This window comes from Actinomadura rugatobispora, from assembly GCF_055379765.1.
On record NZ_AP029191.1, the window covers coordinates 10,329,111 to 10,346,829 of the forward strand.

The window sequence follows — 17,719 nt, forward strand, 5'->3', positions numbered from 1 at the left end:
GGCGTCCCGCCGCGTGGAGCCGTCATCCAGGGAAGCTTGACGCTCATCGTGGACCGGCCCTCTCTCACGCGGGTCAACGGATCGTGTAGCGGACGATGAGATGGGGGTCGGCGGTCCGGTCGCGACGCACGACGGCGTCGTCGGCGGGGACGACCAGAGTGAAACCGCCCTCCGCGGCGAGCTCGGCGTTGAGCGCCGCCAGCGCGTCGGCCCCCACGGGCGACGGCCCCCGCACGAGATCGTCCCCGGTGATCCCGTACAGTTCGACCGCGTTCAGCGTGATCGTGGCGGACCGGGTGAAGTAGGGGAACCAGCTCCTGTCGATCCGCGGCGACAGGCCGTCGCCGCCGCCCAGGAACGCCGCCCAGGCCGCAGGGAAGTCGTGCCGCAGGCTGAACGACCGCGCGAGGGTCCGCTCCGTGGCGGCCGCGAAGCGCTCGCGCAGATCGGCGGCCACGGCGTCGGCCCGTACCCCCGCGCGGGCGGTGTAACCGATGTGCAGGACGGCGTCGGAGATGGTCGTGTAGTCGAACGTGCGCAGGTCCGCGGGCAGGCTCAGCGTCCATTCGCTGACGGCGCCCGCCCCCTCGAACGGCAGGTAGCGGTCGTCGCGCGCGCCGGGGTCGAACAGCCCGGCGTCGCGGACGGCGGTACTGGTCACCACCGACTCCAGCGCGCCGGGGTAGTCCAGGAACCGCGGATCCTCGCCCGGCACCCGGGTGTACCGGTCGGCGAGCAGCCCCGGGTCGCGCCGGATGGAGCTGCGCCGCAGCGACAGCGTGGCCGCGACCGAGGTGTAGGGACCGGTCACGGCGGGCAGGCTGAGCGCCACCGTGCGGACGCGCCGGAAATGGTGTCCGGGCACCTCCAGGTCGTACAGCCATTCCGGGACGGTGAACTGGCACGACCCGCGCGAGCGCAGCTCGAGCAGGGCCAGCGGGTCGAGCATGCGCAGCGAGACATGGGTGGTCAGTTCGAGTTCGCGCCGGTTGTTCTCCAGGTAGGCCAGCTGCAGCCGGGTGAGGTCGTGGTGGAGCCGCTCCCCGGCCTGCAGTCCGCGGCGGCCGGTGTCCCAGTGCGAGAATCCGATGAAGGTCGTGTCGTCGATCTCGGGACGCATGAGCTCCCGCTTCACGGCCTGCTCGGCGGCGCGCGCCACGTCGACCGCCGTCCGGTAGCACTCGGCGAAGCCGCGCGCGACCTCGCCGCGCAGCCACGTGTACAGCTCGGTGTTGGTGTCCTTCGAGGCCAGGAACGCGTCCACCTCCTGGGCCCGGTTGATCTGCTCCCCGACGGCGTCGTGGTCGCGCCGTGCGACCTGCTCGTGCACGAGCGCGGCGATGAGCTGGCGTCCGTTCTGCATCAGTTCCAGCGCGGCCTGGTTGCTCTGCTGGACGAAGTCGAGGTCCCTGCGCTGGTACCCGGCGATCTTGGCCGCCCGGCCGCCCTCGTAGGCGTCCTGCTCGGCGGCTCCGCGGGCGGCCGAGGCGAGTGTCCGCCCGACCGCCGACAGCAGCGGTCCGCCGAACTCCACGTGACCGCCGACGCCGAGCGGCTCGATGTCGACGCCCATGTTCGGCAGCATGCCGAGCACTCCGTACATGATGTCGATGTCGGTGGCCTCGCGCTGCTTGTCCCGCGCCGCCGGCATGTGGATGTTCAGTTCGGCGTACTCGTTGGCGATCAGGTCCAGTGATCCCTGGCTCTCCGCGCCGGCCTGGACCTGCGGGTCGCCGTCCCGCGCCAGGCGCGGCGCCGGCCGGCTCTCCTGGGCGATCGCGGTGGCGTACCGGCCGACCAGCCGCTCGTGCACGTCGGAGAAGTTCGCCTCGGTCACCGGTGTGCGGGTCAGGCCGACGTCGCGCAGCTTGTCGACCTCGGACTCGGGACGGCCGAGCAGCAGCTGGAAATGGCGGTAGCGGGCGAAGGTGATGGCGCGCCCGCGCAGCAGCGCCTCGGTGTTCGCCTCGGCCTCCTTCCAGCCGAGGAAGCGGACGTCGCGGGTGAGCCGCGCCATGCTGATCTCGTGGCCCTGCCGCAGCCGCGCGAGCTCCTCACCGTCGCGCCGGTCCATCGCGGCCAGCAGCGCGGCGCCGGCCGACCTGACCTCCGCCGTGATCTCCAGCGCCTTCTGGACCAGCAGCGCGGCCCGCACCGGCGAGGCCGGCGCCCTGGTGCCGGCGACCGCTCCGGCGATGTCGACGCCCGCCGCGGTGGCCCGGGACATGAGCCCCGGGTCGAGGGCGGGCGCGAAGAGCGAGAGCCTGCGCACCGCCCCGGTGATGTCCTGGCAGTGGCGGATCTTGAACAGCCGGTCGGCGACCGTGTCCCAGTAGCCGACCAGCTGATCGTTGCGCGGAACGCAGAAGTAGAGGGTGCGCCCGATGCCCAGCAGCGCCGTGCCGCCCGCCCCGGCGCCGGCCGCGCCCGGTGCGGTCGTCCGGGCGAACGGCAGCTGGTTCTCCAGTTCGACGAGCGCGTTCCCGAACGCGCCCATTCCGGCGTCCTTGAGCCGGCGGTAGGTCATGCGCGGCGCGGACCGGTGCCGGGGCACCTCCGCCGGGCGGGGGCCGAGGATGTTCCCGGCCAGCACGTACAGCTGGGTCGCCTCGTTGATCGATTCCGCGCTGTCGAGCCGGAAGAGGCTGTCGCCCCAGGCGATGAGGTTCTCCAGGTACTTCATCACCACGTAGTACTGGTAGGCCACCACGCGGGTCCGGGCCACCCGGTGCGGCCGGAAGGGCTCGCGGCGCAGCGCCTCGTAGCTCAGCGCGGCCGAGGCCAGCAGGATCCGCTCCTCGGGGCCGAGCTCGGAGGGCGGACGGCTCAGCACGGCCACCAGCTCGTCGACCCGCGGCATGTCGCCCGGTCGCGGATTACGGAACCGGACGAACTTCCAGAACCGGTCGGGGACGGGTGTGGCGGAGCCGGATCCGGTGTCGGTCGGGTCGAAGACGTGATGGAACCATCGCTGCGCTTCGGCGAAGCGCTGGTTCTTGCTCAGGTGCACCGCGATGGTCACCGGCGCGTGGAAGAACAGCTCCCAGTTGTAGACCGAGTACGGGCCGGCCTCGCCGACGTCGATGTTCTTCGGGAACGAGGTGACCTTGAAACTGGCGTCCTCACCGGGTGCGGCCGGGTCGTTCGGATCGTAGATCCGGTCGAAGAACGGCTCGGAGACCTGCTGGACCGCCAGGTCAAGCAGGCCGTCCACCGACTCCTGGTTGAGCCGTTCCACCAGCATCCCCACGTAGGGGTGGAAGTGGTTCTGGAACACGAAGGACGTCGTGTCGGCCATGGCGGATCCTCTCGGCCTGGAGAGACTGGAGAGAAGGGAACACCGGCGGCGCGGCCAGCGGCCCCGGGAAGAGTCCGAAAGTGTTGGGCCGCACCGGATCGGTCGGGTCGGGATGGACGTAGAAGACGTGCCTGCGGTCCTGGAAGAAGAACGGTGCCCGGTGCGGATCCGTCAGCCGGTGCATCGGCCCGATGGCCAGGTAGGGCGACTGGCTGGCGCGCAGCACCGTCAGAGGATGGAACGGGTCGTCGTTGTAGTTGACGACGAGCGGGCCCGAGCCGGAGAACTTCCGGGCGGCGGGGAAACCCGGTGAGCCGGCGGTGTCGTCCTGCTTGCGGACCGGCAGGCTGTGCGTGGTGTAGAGGCGGAAATGGGAGTTGCCCGTTCCGCCCGGACTGGGGTTGAGCACGATGATGCCGAGACTTTCCCGGACCCCGGCGTCGTCGTGCTCGATGGCCGAGGCCAGGCGCAGCGTCAGCGGATCGCCGATCACGCTGAACTCGGCACCCAGGTCGATCGGCCGGTCGGGGTCGGACGTGCGCGGCGACTGCCACCGGCCGTTGTAGTACTCGCTCCAGAACAGGCTCACGGTCAGGGACGCCGTCGAGCGCAGGGTCAGGTCCCGCAGGGCCAGATCCCCCAGCCGGGTCTCCCCAGGCGCGTTCGCGGCGAACTGGCCGGGTTGCCTGCCGTCGGGCTGCTTGGACACCTTCAGCCAGAACAGCAGGAAGCGGCCCTTCCAGATGACCGGGAGCACCGGATCGTCCGGGACGTCGACGTTGACCCGCTCCCACGGCCGCCAGGTCCCGTCGAGCGTCCGGTGGAAGTAGGCGCGTTTCGCCCCGGAGGTGCGCCCGATGACGTGCACCACCGGGTCGGGCACTCCGGTGCCCGCGGCGACGCGCTCGTCGACGTGCATGCCGGCGATCTCCAGGTTGGCCACCTCGTCGAGCCGCTCCAGGTAGTGCCCCAGCGCGGTGGCGGCCGCCTGGTCGGTGATGTCGGACTGGAGCAGCTCGGACTCCAGCTCGCGGAAGAACGGCGACTTGTCGTCGCGCAGATCGGGGTCGAGCCAGTTCTCCGGGAAGAGGAACACCCTGCGGTTGGCCTCCCAGACCCGGTAGCGCTTCATCGCCTCCCAGCGCTGCGGATCGACCGACTCCGGGACGACGTCGGGCTCGAGGTTGAGCAGGAACCGCGCGACGAACAGCTGCACCGTCGAGATCGCCTGGGCGATGCGGGACGTCGTCATGCAGGGGTCCATCCGCACGTCGATGAGCAGTTTCTCGTAGAGCTGCTCGGGAGAGGTGAACCCGCCGGTGACCTGGTCGACGGTCAGGTCGGGGTCGGGGTTCTCCAGGTGCAGGACCCGCTCGACCAGGGCGTCGCGGGCGGCGCGGCGCAGCTCGTCGTGGATCGGGCGCACCGCCTCCGCCCACGCGGCGTCGTCGTAGCGCGCGCGGAGGCCGTCCCGGACGTCGCGTACGTCCTGCGCCGACGGTGTGGTCCGGATGGTCCTGGCGAGAGTGCTCACCGGAAGTGCGAGCCCGCGCACCAGATCCAGCACGTCGGCCACCCGCCACAGCCCGTCGAGCCCGCGCAGCGCCGCGGCGTCCATGCCCAGATGCGCGGCGGCGTCGTCCACGATCGGCGGGGTGACGCCGGCGAGCGCCGCGACCGCCTCGGACGGCGGGCCCGGCACGGAGGCGTCGAGCAGATCGATGATCGCAGTCCCGGTGACCGCCCAGCGCTCGCACAGCCGCCGGTACCGGGCGAGATCGGCGACGGCCCGCACCAGCGTCGCCGAGGCCGCGGCGCCGGCGGCGGCGGGCACCGCCGACAGCCAGCCGGCGTCGCCGATCCGATGCTCCGGTGAGCGCGCGAAGAAGCGCAGCTCGCGGAGCGAGAGCCCGAACGCGGCCGCCAGTTCGAGGGCCGCCAGCAGCCGCCGGTAGCCGCCGGTGAACGCCGCGACGGCGTCCGCGGGACAGCACACGGCGCCGGGCAGCACCACCTGGGCGACCCCCTCGGCCCGCCACCGCAGGCTCAGTCTCGCGGTCAGCTCGTTGGCGGTCAGCGCGAGCCGCACCGGCCGGCCGGCGACGAGATCGACCGGCGCCGCCGTCGTCCAGATCGCGCCCTCGCGGCGCAGGGCCACCGTCCGGCCGTCGACCTGGAGGGTGACCGCGGAGCCGTCCGACTCGATCGACAGCGTGTAGGCGCCCGAGACCGCCGGGTCGACGAACGCGGCCCACGCCCCGCTGAGCGCTCCGGCGGGTATTCCGGCCGCCTCACGAAGACCGGCCGCTCCCGGCCCGTAGTGGATCTCCGGCGCGAGCGCGGTCCGTGTCGGAGGGCCGGCGGACGGGTCCGCCACCGGGCCCGCCCAGAAACGCGCGCTCAGGCCGGTGGCGGTCACGGCGGCCAGGTCGTCGCCCACCGACCGCGGCGCCGCCGCCCCCGGCATGGCGGCGGCATCCCCGACGAAGGCCGCGATCTCCTCGGGATCCGTGCCGGTCGCGGCGCCGAGCACCTCCCCGAGCCGCCGGCTTCGCAGGGCGGGGCGCAACTCCTCCAGCAGCGCGGTTCCCAAGGCCGCCCGCCGGGCCTCGCCGCCCGGATCGGCGGGGTCGTCGGGCGTGGCGGCCCAGACCCGCCAGCGCCTCTCCAGGACCGGGTGGGCGCGCAGCAGCGGCAGGTATTCGGCCTGCCCGGCGTTGACCAGCCGCGCGACGGCCTCGGCCAGGCCCGCCGGCAGGTCCGGCAGGGCCGTCACCTCGGCGGCGGTCTCCGGGGTCAGGACGCCGCGATGGATCAGCAGCGACCGGGCCGCGTCGTAGGAGAGCCGCGGCGCGGCCGCCAGCACCTGCCCCGCCAGAGACGCCTGGTCCTGGTGGTAGGCGGTCGTGTACGTCGAGACCCCCGCGAGCAGGCCGAGGAACGCGTCGCTGACCTCCGGCGCGAACACCGACGTCAGCACGGTCCGCAACGCCGCCTCGCTCCACTGCCCGCCGCCCGGTGCGCGAGGGTCGGCGAGCCCGGTGCGGACCGAGCGGAGGACCGGCATGATCGCCGCGTCCGGGCCGCCGCCGGTGCCGAGCGCCAGCGCCGCGAGGCGCGCGACGGGGAGCCCGGACTCCCGGATCGACAGCACGAGGCGTATCAGCTTCAGGAAATCGGGATCGGGCCCGTCCAGCGGGGTGAAAGGCCGCCAGCCGGTCGCCTCGATCAGGCCGACCAGGTCGGTCACCCCCACCCGCAGGACGCGGGCCAGGTAGCCGTAGCGGAACAGGAGGCTGATCGAGGCGACCGACAGCGGCGTCGCCGGTCCGGCGTCTGCCGCGCGGACGACGGCGGCGAACTCGTCGGCGGTGAGCTTGAGCGCCGCCCGCAGCGCCGGGGCGTGATCGAGCAGCAGGGCGCCCGGACGCGCCGGCGGGCTGCCGTCCGCGCCGGGACCGAACACCGGATCCGTCCCGAGCAGCGTGGCGGTGAGGAACAGCCTGCGGTACGGGGCATCGGGTCCGCGTTCGCCCAGTGGCGCGAAGCAGCCGAGCAGCCAGGGCAGGTCCTCCTCGACGTCCAGCCCGAGCAGGTCCACCGCGGTCAGCAGGTGCCCGAGCCGGACCAGGACGGTGTCGAAGCCGGTGTCGAGGCCGCGCCGGACCTCGGCGCCGGACGCCGTGACCGGGATCGCCTCCGGCCAGAGCGCGGCGACCACGTCATCGGTGCGCTCGATGCTCCAGCCGAGCCGGGACCGCAGGCGCACGAACCGCGCGATCGCCAGCAGATCGACCGCCCGCAGCCGGTTGCGGGCCGGGTCGGGCAGCGCCCGTCTCAGCTCCAGCGACGCGAAGCCGCCGGTCGAATCCCCGGCCGGCGGCTCACCTCCACCGGGATCGGTGAGGACGACGATGTTCATGATCCGGTCGTGCCGGGCCGCGAGCCACGCGACGACGTCCCCGCCGAACGGCGCGGTGTCCAGGTCCGGGCGCAGCTTCGCCCGGAACTCCGCCGGCGAGATCGTCCCGGCGTGCAGACCCTGGATCGCGGGAAGCCCGACGCCGAGGGTGCTGAGCAGAACCAGCAGGCCGGCGTCGGGATTGACGAACCGCGTCCGGACCAGGCTCACGAGCTCCGCCGGGGTGAGGCCGAGGCGGCGGGCGAGCCGGCGGGCGTTGCCCACGCCGTTCACCAGCTGCGCCTCCGTCACCCGCGCCGGGTCGTCGCCGAAGAGCGCCTGCGCCGTCACCGCGGGGCCGCACAGCAGGTCCCGCTCGGCGGGTCCGACACCCACCCGTTCGCGTACGACGTCGCTCCACGACCGGCCGCCGGCGTCGTCGGCGGCGAGCACGGCCACCGCGCCGTGGAGCGTCACCTCCGCCCGCGCCAGGTAGGCCCGCAGGGCGGCCAGGCGCTGGTCCCACGGCAGCAGGAGCGGATAGGACGCGGCCCGCAGCGCGGCGTAGGCGGCCTCGTCCACGAACCGCGGTGACGCGAGCAGCTCGGCCGTACTGGTGCCCGGCTCCACGTCATGGCCCTCGTACCCCTCGATCGAGGCGTGCACGACGACGTGCTCCAGGATCTCGTTCACCAGATCGACGTACGGTAGCTCGACCTCGGTGTTCTCGCAGCTCAGCGCGATGTGCTGCAGGTCGGGGCGGCGCGCCAGCAGGACCTCGAGCGGACTGCGGCCGCCCGCCGCGGCCGGTTCGACGTCGAGGAACTCGAGCAGATCGACCAGGTAGGCGGCCGGGCTCAGGACCGACTCGCAATGCTCGCAGGCGCCGGCGTCGCCCGGCCCGAACAGCGTCTCCAGGGTCGGCAGCCTGCGCACGGCCGCCAGGCCCGCCGGTTCGGCCGCGGCGCGGGCCCGGGCACCCGGACCGGACGCCGCGGCCGGTCCACCGCGCGGCACCGCGAACACCTCCGGCGCCGCCCTGCCCACCAGATGGCTGGTGGCCGTGGCGAGGGCCGCGCTGTGGACCTGATCGCTGCGCCGGAAGGTCTCCCGGGCGACCTCCGCGCCGCCGAGCGCGGACCCGAACCGCGCGACGAACGCCGCCTCACCGTGCAGGGCCACCGCACGCGCGGAGCCGAGGCCGAGCGTGCGCAGCCCGCGTACCGCCTCCGGGGTCGGGGCGACGGCGACGATCCGCTGCAGGGCGGCGACCTCGTCCCGGACGGGCGGAGCGAGATCGATCGCCTGCGCGCCGAGGTAGTCGTCGATGGGGTGCACGGCCAGCTCGAACCGGTCGTGGTGCTCGGCGAGGAAGCCGGCCACCGCGCGATCGGTCCCCGCCGGGCCGCCCACCGGGATCGTCCCCTCGGCCACCTCGGCGCCCAGCACCGCGGTGGGATGGCGCAGCCGCAGCTCCTCGGCCAGCAGCGCCGCGTAGGCGTCCCGCCGGGCGTCCTCGTCCTCGCCCGGGACGTCGTCGGGAACCGGCACGCCGGCGGTGAGGTCCCGCCGCCATCGCTCCGCCCGGTGGTAGCCGGCCGCCGCGAGATCGCCGACCCGCGACGGGCCCGGACCGTCGTGGAGCCTGGCGATCAGCGGGGCGTTGTTGCGCGTCAGGCCGGCCAGCGCGCCGTCGAGTTCCAGGCGGGCGGCGCTGCCCGGAAGCTCCTCGCGCACCCGCGACCACAGCGCCTCGGGCGCGGCGCGGTGCTCGCGGTAGATCTGGGCGAAGCGGTGCCGGTCGGCCTCGTCGGGCAGGGCCGCGCGCAGCAGGTCGTCCAGGCGCCCGTCGCCGGCCCCGCCCGGAAGGTCGAGGACGGCCCGCCCGGCGAGCTCGCGGATCGCGTCGAGGCTCGCGGGGACCTCCGCCATCAGCTCCGGTGCGATGATCCCGTGCTCGGCGGCGCGCGCCCAGACGGTCTCGATCACCTCGGCCGGTGCGAGCGCCCACAGCCGCGGGCCCGCGGGCAACCCGGCCCGGTAGAGCGCGTAGTGCAGCGGCGCGGGGACACCGGTGCTCGCGGCCTCGCGGTCGGCGAGCGAGGCCATGGCGACGGCACGGGCGTCCCATCCGCTCTTGGCGGCCGCGAACGTCACGTCCCGGCGTTCGGCGTTCTCCACGAACCCGGCCGGCCCGATCGCGGGCCCGCCCGCGCCGGCCAGCCCGCGGGCGATGTCGCCGACGAGGCGGCTGTGCTCGTCGAGGACGGGCACCGCCTCCGCCGGGAGCACGACGTCGACCCGCTCGTGCGGGCCCGCGTCGAAGAGCGGCGCGGAGCGGGCGAGCACGCGACGTTCCGCCGCGGGGCCGTCGGCGGACGTCCGGACGACCCGCACGACGAGGTCCAGGCTCGCTCCGGGACCCGACCGGACCGGCTCCGGATCGTAGGCCAGCGCGAACGCGCCGTCCGGCCGCACCTCGGCCGTGCCGATCGGATGCTCGCCGCCCAGCCGCAGGTCGACGACCTCCACGGCGACGCCCGCGGTGACGGGAGCCCCCGCGTCGTCGCGCACCGTCCCGCCGATGTGGAACCTCGCCCCCGCCGCACCGGACGCCGTCACGAGACCCGCCCCCTTCCGCTAAGCACCGTCAGGTGTTTTCGCCCCGAACGGGATGACCGCCGGATTGTATTGCGGAGAGAGCGACCCTCCGCCGCGCATTCCCGCCGCGAATGCCGCCACCGCGCCGACGATCACCACGGCGGTCACCACGGCCTTCTCGACGTGGTCCAGGAATTTCATGTCGCTCTCGATCGGCACGTCCATCCGCTTCACCCGCTCGATCTGCTCGGGCGTCATGCCGGAGGGATTCGTGCGCAGCACCGTCGGGCTCTCGGGCGCCGGCGGCACGTTGACCAGCGGTTGTGCCGGCGTGGCCGGAGGCACGTTGACCAGGGGTGCCGACTCCGTGGCCGGAGGCACATTGACCAGCGGCGCCGAGTCGATCTTCGGCGGCTCGTTGATCAGCGGTTTCGACTGCTTCTCCGGCGGAACGTTGACCAGCGGCCCGCTCTTGTCCGGAACCTGGGACTTCGGCAGCGGGAGCACCTTCTCGGGACTCGGCCGCCCCTGGCTGATCTGGTTCTTGTTCGCATTGTCCTGGGCGGTCTCCGGTCGGCCGGGCCCGCCCTTGTTCCCATGGGAATGGTGCGGCTTGTCGTACGGATGGCCGACCTCCACGCCAGGAGGATTCCGCCACTTTCTGGGTGAATTGCTTTTCGTCCTTCGTTGTTCCTGCTTGTACCATCCCTTCTCGTTCTTGGGCGTCTTCCACGACTCTTCGCCGGCCTTCGCGCCAGGCCGGTTCCGTGTCTTGGGGTTGTCGGTGCGCCGCCGCTTGAAGTCGTCTCGGTATTTGCTCCGAGAATCCCCTGGTGCTGTGGTCGCCTTTTTCGCGGCGGTTCCGTCCGGATCGACCATGCCGGTGGGGCGACCGTTCACGTACGCGAAAACATTCGTGCCGTCGACCAGGTCCAGGGGATCGCAGCTCGTCCAGCGCGCGAGCCATGAGGCGTAGAAGCGTTCGCCGTGATAGTGGAGACCGGTCTCCTCGTCGCGCTCCCGGCCCGTATATCGGTACCGCTTCGATGTTTCGAGCCGGTTCCGGGACGCGAGGTAGGCGGTGGTGCCGTACGGGTGGTACTCCTCGTAGGAGATGATCCGGGCGTCGGCGTCGAGTTCCAGGACGGCCGAGCCGAGGTGGTCGCCGAGCTGGAAGCGGACGAGCCGCGCCGGCGACGGATCCGCGCCGGCGAGCTGCGTGCGGCTCTCGATCGTCGCGACGCGCGAGGCGTCGTCCATCAGATGGAGCGTCTCGCGTTCCAGCGTGAGGGAGCCGGCGGTCCGGACCCGGAACACCTCGAAGCCGCCCAGGTAGATCCGCTCTTCGACCAGCCCGGGTGCCTTCTCGCAGACCTTGCGCACGCGCTGCCGGGCGGCGTCGTGGGCGTAGAAGGCCCGTGCGCCGCCCCCGAGGTCCACGCCGCGCAGCCGGTCGTCCTCGTCCCACTCGAGCGACTCCAGGTGAGGCAGCGCGGTCATGTTGCCGTGGGCGTCGTGCCGGTACCTGGCGCTGTATCCGGGCGCGGTCACGTGGTCGGGCAGGTCCTTCGGGTCGCCCGGGAGGCTGGTGGCCATCAGGCGGTTGCCGTCGACGGCGTACTGGTAGCGGCGGTGCCAGACGACCGGGCCGGGTGAGTCGAGGTTGGGGCCCTCGTGGTGGCGCATGCCGAGGATGTTGCCGACGTCGTCGTAGGTGTAGGTCTCGATGTAGTTGCGCAGGGCCTGGCCGTCGTTGGGCAGGGTCCGCACGGTCCAGGCCGCGGGGTCGTGGCCGACCTGCCCGTCTCCGCCGCGGTGTTCCCGGCCGCGGGCCGCGACGAGCCGGTAGACGGCGTCGTAGCGGTACTCGCCGCCGGGGGCCACGACCTGCTGATCGTGGAAGATCAGGTCGTTGGCGCCGTCGCGGATGCCGGTGATGTTGCCGACCGGGTCGTGGTCGTACGTCAGGTCCTGCAGGAGGTCGCCGCCGCGCCGCGTGGTGAGGCGGCGCAGGCGGAACGTGAGCGGGTCGTAGGCGTAGGCGGTCCGGACGCCGTTGCCGTACTCGACGAGCACGCGCTGGCCGCGCGCGTTGTAGTCGATGTTCCCGACGACGTGCTGGGTGGCGCCGCCCGGATCGAGCGGCGTGTCCGGCTCGTCCGGCCGGTCGAGCCAGGCGTCCAGCCGTTCGAGCAGCCCGGCCTCGTTGTAGCCGGGGCGGGTGACGCTGACGGTCGTTCCCGGCCGGTTCGAATGCGGAGCCACGTCCTGGACCGGGCGGTTGAGCGCGTCGTGAACGGTGGCGTCGGTGAACGCCTCCTCATCCAGGAGGGCCTCGGTGGCGGGATCGGACTCCTCCGGCCAGTCGATCTCGGACCGGTGGTCGGCCGGCAGCCTGCGGGTGCCGCGCAGCAGGTTGCCCTTGAAGTCGTACGCCTCGCTGACCAGGACGCCCGCGCCGTCGAAGACCTTGTGCACGCGGCCTCGGTGGTTCGCGCCCTCACCGGCGGCCTCGCCGTAGACGGTCCGCTGGACGCAGCGCTCGTCCGCCGTGTCGGCCACGAAGACGGCCAGGGGCCGGCGCAGCCCGTCGTAGGTCATGCGCCGCCGGAAGCCGCGGCTGTCCCAGGACCGGATCGGCTTGCCGGTCACGTCGGGGAGCGTCCACCGTTCGCCGGAGTCCGGGCTGCGGGTGTGCAGGGGGTTTCCCAGCATGTCGAAGTCGCCGCGCATCACCGCGATGCCGCGGGCGTCGATGACCGCGCGCCGGTTGCCTTCGATGTCCAGGTGCACCCGAGAGGGGAGGTGGCCGCCCGGCCCGTTGTCCGCCACGGTCAGGAACGCCCGTCCGAGGCTGTCGGAGAAGGAGAGTCCGGGCGTCGCCGCGTGATCGGCCGCCTTCTCGGCGGCGTTCCGGGCGGCCGCCCGGTCGGCCGGTGTCGTCCCGTGCGCTCCGCCGATGCGCTGGTCGAACCAGGTCTGCCAGGTGGCGGGACGGTCGGCGAAGTGGCCGCGGACGAGGGCGGCGATGTCCGGGTCGGTCCGGGGATCGAGCCGTACGGTGTCATTGGCGTCCCAGTTCGCCTGCCGCCACGGGTCGAAGACGACCTTCTCGTAGGTGTCGTCGGGCCGCAGCGTGACGACGACACGCCCCACCGGGTCGTGGCAGAACAGCGGTGAGACCCCGGTGTCGGTCAGCTCCCTCTCCTCCTCGCACAGATGGGTGGAGGAGAAGAACGGTTCGTACTGGCGGACCGGGTTGCCCTTGTTGTCGTAGACGGTGCGGCCCTGGCCCACCCACCTGCGGGCGACCGGGGTCACGGCGCCGCCGTCCCGCAACGGGCCGGGCCGGACGTCGCCGGTGGGCCGCGGCGGATCGCCCGCCTCCACTGGGAGGTCGGCGTCACGCACCGGCGCGTCGCCCGGCTCGGCCGGGATCTTGGTCTGCACCTGCCGTCCGAAACCGTCGGAGTAGACGATGACGACCTGGATGCGCACCCCGCCGGGGGGTGCGGGCTGGTCGGCGTGGACCTCCCTGGTCAGCACCGCGGCGAACGGCGGCTGCCCGCAGCGCGCGAAACGGTGCAGGTCGTACACCACCCGGGTGCTCGCGGAGTCGAGCAATGCGGCCGACCGGCCGTGCGGATCGGCCACGAAGGCCTGCAGCGCCGGCAGATCGGGGTCGGTGAACTCCGGGTCGGCGGCGAACGCGGCCAGGGAGTCGCCCAGATTCTGCGCGGCCTTCCCCATGACGGCGGTCGCGGCGACCATCCCCAGGCAGTCGAACGCGGCCTCGCCGCGGTTGCCGTTCGCGTCGGTGACCCGCCGCGGGGCGAGGACCCGGTAGTCGTGTTCGGCGCGGACGGTGTTGCCCACCGGGTCGCGGGTGCGGGCGACCTGCAGGCTGTGGGCGTCGTAGCCCACCACGGTGGCCTCACCGAAGGCGTCGACGAACCGGTGCGGGAGGAAGAAGTGCTCGCGGGCGAAGGACAGCTCTTGCGCGGCGAACGGCTGCTCCTGATCGGGCGTCGCGGGTCCGTCCGGGTGGTGGAAGACGCGGCCGGACGGGATCCACCAGCCCGGGTCGCCGTCGAGCCGGACGTACCCGCCTTCACCGTTCAACAGGTCGGCGGGATCGGCGGGCAGCAGCTCCTGCCCGTCACGGTGGTACACGCCGGTGAGCAGGCCGGGGGTGTAGGCCAGGCGGTAAGACTCGCCGGGCAGCGCCCGCGGCTGGACCTCGCCGGCGCCCAGCAGACCGGTCAGATCGTCCGCGCGGTACCGGGTGCGCACGTGCTCGATCAGCCGCCGGTGCGGACCGGAGGCGGTGATGCCCGCGTGGTCCACGTCCTCGTACGGCAGTTCCCGGCCGGGCGCCGCGGCCTCGTCCAGGCGTGTGCGCAGCTCGTCGAAGGTGAACAGCGGGGTGACCGGACGGCCGGTCTCGCCGAGGCCCGGTGCCGCCGGCGTCATCTGGAGCAGCTCGTAGGTCCGGCTCGCGCACGGCAGCGGGACGCGGTGCGCGCCCGGCGTGTGGACCGGGTTGGTGTAGTCGGTCTCGGTGCAGGTGAGCAGGGGGCGCCGCTGCTTCGCGCGGTCGTCGTCGGTGAGGACCGGATCAGGGTCGGCGACCCGGCGGCCGTAGGCGATCGACACCGCGCGCCGCACGTTCCCGAACACGTCCACGTCCAGCGTCACGGCGTGGGTGACCCGGGGGTCGGCGAACCGGTCGCCGTCCGGTCCGTACAGGGCTCGCTCGTAATGGAACTCGACGCTTTCCCGGGGGTGGGTGAAGAAGACGGCATGCCGGTTGCCGGCGACGCGCGGCTGCAGCAGTTCCACGGTGTGGTTGCGCTCGCTGACGAGATACGGCCGGTCGGCCGCCTCGGTGCCGTCGAGGGCGTAGATCTCCTCCCGCAGCACCGAACCGCGCAGCGCCCGGCACGCTTCCCGCTCCTCCTCCGCGCTCAGCGGCCACGGAGACCGGGATCCGTCCGGCCGGAGCACGGTGTCGGGCAGCAGGGTGTCGGCGAGCAGCATGGCGGCCTGCTCTGCCGTGCCCGGTCCGGAGGCGCCGGGGGCAGGGGCGTCCTCCCGGTAGTACTCGCCGGCGAAATGGCCGCTCATCCGGTCGGTATCGACATGGGCGCCGGTATGGAACCAGGTGCGGGTGAGCACCGGCGGCAGATCGGTGGCGGGGTCCTCGTTGCTGCCCGAGCGGAACCCGAACTTCTCGGTGTCCCATTTCTCGACCATGCCGAAGCCGTGGAACTCGCGTTCGACCCCGTCGAAATGGCCGTGATGGTAGGCGTAGCGGGTGACGAAGCGATTGCCGCTGACGGCGTCGGTGGTCTCGATCCGTTCGACCACGTGCACCGGAAACGGAAGCTTGGTGATCCACGGCTTACCCGCGTACTTGTCCTGGAGATAGAACTTGACGGACGAGGTGTAGTCGATCCGTGTCCGGGCGCCGAGGTTGTTGACCGTCCCGACGAGCAGATGCGGCTTGTGCTCGCCCATGAGATTGACATAGCGCATGCGGCGCCGCGTATCGCCCGGCAGGCGCGACGACCACACCAGGCAGGCGGTGCCGTTGCCGAGAAGGTCGGCGAGCGTGACCGCGGCGAGATTGTCCACCTGCGGAAACGCGTCCAAAGACCGGGGCTCGCTCCAGCCGTTCCCGGACTGGTTGAAGTAGAGCCGCACACCGTCGCCGCCCAGGTAGACGATGTCGGTGGTGCCGCTGCCGTCGATGTCGCCCACTCTGATACGGGCGTGGTCGAACTGGTCCGGACGGTCGAAACGGGGCGCGTTGTCCATGGTGACCTTGGCGCCGAAGCGGCCGTAGCCGAGGTTCGGCCAGTAGCAGACCTCGCCCTCGCGGATGCGCACCAGATCGGTGAGGCCGTCGCCGGACATGTCGCCCAGATAGATGGACTGGGTGCCATCGGCGAAGACCAGGCGCGGACCCGTTTCCTCGTCGAGCGCCCGGGGGACCCGGCGGGCCGGGCCGAAGCCCTGCTCGCCCAGGGAATCGTGCCAGACGAAGGCGTCGTCCTCGGTGATCAGCACATCGGCATTGCCGTCGCCGGTCAGGTCGACGAACCTCAGGTTGGGATCGCGCGTATCGCGGTTGAGGCGAAACGCGAACGGGCGGAAGGGATCCCACCCCCGATCGCCGTCGTGTTCGTACCAGCCGGCCATGGGACCGTCCAGTACCACCACGTCGGGCCGGCCGTCACCGGCCAGGTCCATGAACTGCGCCTGTCCCGTGGCCATGGCGACGTTGGGCTTGCTCGCCGCACGTTCCATCGGCGCGAGTTCGACCTGCCGTGAGCTGATCGGGCTGAGGTTGGCCTTGTAGAACCAGGCGTCGCCCTGCTCACTGAAGACTCCGGGGATGCCCTCGCCGTGCAGGTCGGTCCACTGGTAGACCGAGCCGTCCAGCCCGATCGGCAGATTCTCCAGATCCGAGGGGTCGACGTCGTGCACCGTGTGCTGCACGACGGCCTGGGTGTATTCGTACTCGACCGCCGGCATGCTGCGCCGGAGGTACCCTTCGCCCTTTCGCTGATAGCCGGTCTGGGTGACGGCGCGCAGAAAGGCGTACACGGGCTCGCGCGCGCTCGCGGGAGTCCGTTCAGGGGAGAAGGAGAGGTCGGTGGAGCGCACGAGGCAGTCGTCGCCGACGCCGTCCTCGTGCTCGAAATGATGGAACATCAGCACGCGCCGGCAAAGGCGGCTGGTGCGCACTTCGAAGCCGGCGCGGTAGGAGGAGAACGCGTCTTCGCGATGGCCCCATGGACCGCTGTCGCCCGGTGTCGGGCGGACGGCGTCGTGCTCGCCGTAGTCGAAGACCACCTCGAACATCCACCCGGCGTTCTCGACCTGGCCGTCGGTGAGCACGTCCGGGCGGCCGCCGGAATCGTCGAGCAGTGACCTCCGATTGCCGTAGCGGATGCGCTTGACATAGCGGTTGGTCGTCCGGCGCGGATCGTCGAGAGCGCCGCGGTTGCCCTCGTGGGAATGGGCCGGGTCCACGCCGACGCCGTCGTCTTGCTTGTACTCGTAGACGACGCCGTCGCCCTTGTCGTCGCGGGTTTCACAGATCAACCACGCGAAGATCCGGTGCGGGTCCGCCGGGTCGGCGATACGGGACCGCCGGTCCTTTCCGTAAACGCTGAGGACGTTGTCCTTGGTGAACGTGCGCCAATGCACGTCGCCGTCGGAGTTGCGGGTCCAGCGCTCGATACGGGCCCAGAGCCCTTCGACGCGCGGACGGTACCGATGAACGGCGTGCCCCGGCGCGGTGGTCTCGTCCGCGAAACGGCCACCGTCCGAATCGAGCACCGGGACGAGGTCTTCGGTGCCGGAGAGCAGGAAGACGTCCGACTCCTCGGCGTCACGGTACTGCGGCAGCCCCTTGTCCGTCTGGCGGGAGATCTGCGGGAGGCCGAGCGACCAGCCGAAGCCGAACGGGCCGTTTCCCGCCCCCGAGTCATAGGAGAGGGAGAGTCGCGGTCCGAGGCCGGAACGACCCGGGCTGGTGGCGATGGGAACGGTCGCCGCCCCCGCCCCGGTCACCGGATTGGCCGCGAATTTCTCGCCGATGCCACGAATGGCGCCCCCGCCCTTGGGGAGCGAAATGGTCGGCGATTGTGCGGGCGAGTGCTGTTCGGGCGGGTACTGCGCGGGCGAGGACAGCGCAGGTGGCGCGGATATTTCCGCGTATGCGGGACTTTCGGCCCGGCCGTCTTTCACATGAGGAAGGTGTGCGTTGATGATCTCAACCCCAATCCCCGACCGCCCTGCCGCTCACTATGGGCCGCTTTACCTGCCCTGTAAAGCCGCCGACCGGATATGACACCATGTGGCCACCTGATTTCCGGACATTTATCGCAAGAGGGCTGCGGTCATCC

General features: G+C 72.2%; 3 protein-coding genes. All 3 read right to left on the bottom strand.

Features of this window, described 5'->3' with window-relative positions; all coding sequences use genetic code 11:
- Positions 1 to 73: 73 nt before the first annotated feature.
- Genes ACZ466_RS46205 through ACZ466_RS46215 form a run of 3 tightly spaced genes read right to left on the bottom strand, consistent with a single transcriptional unit; the run spans position 74 to position 17,561 of the window.
- Complete coding sequence (locus ACZ466_RS46205; protein ID WP_378279320.1) at positions 74 to 3,298, bottom strand: Tc toxin subunit A-related protein; 3,225 nt, start codon at positions 3,296 to 3,298, stop codon at positions 74 to 76.
- Positions 3,198 to 9,821: a neuraminidase-like domain-containing protein gene (locus tag ACZ466_RS46210; RefSeq protein WP_378279322.1), complete on the bottom strand. Its 6,624-nt coding sequence runs from the start codon at positions 9,819 to 9,821 to the stop codon at positions 3,198 to 3,200. Before ACZ466_RS46210 ends, ACZ466_RS46205 begins: the two co-directional genes overlap by 101 nt.
- A gap of 18 nt (positions 9,822 to 9,839) precedes the next feature.
- Complete coding sequence (locus ACZ466_RS46215) at positions 9,840 to 17,561, bottom strand: SpvB/TcaC N-terminal domain-containing protein (RefSeq protein WP_464041966.1); 7,722 nt, start codon at positions 17,559 to 17,561, stop codon at positions 9,840 to 9,842.
- Between the last annotated feature and the right edge of the window lie 158 nt (positions 17,562 to 17,719).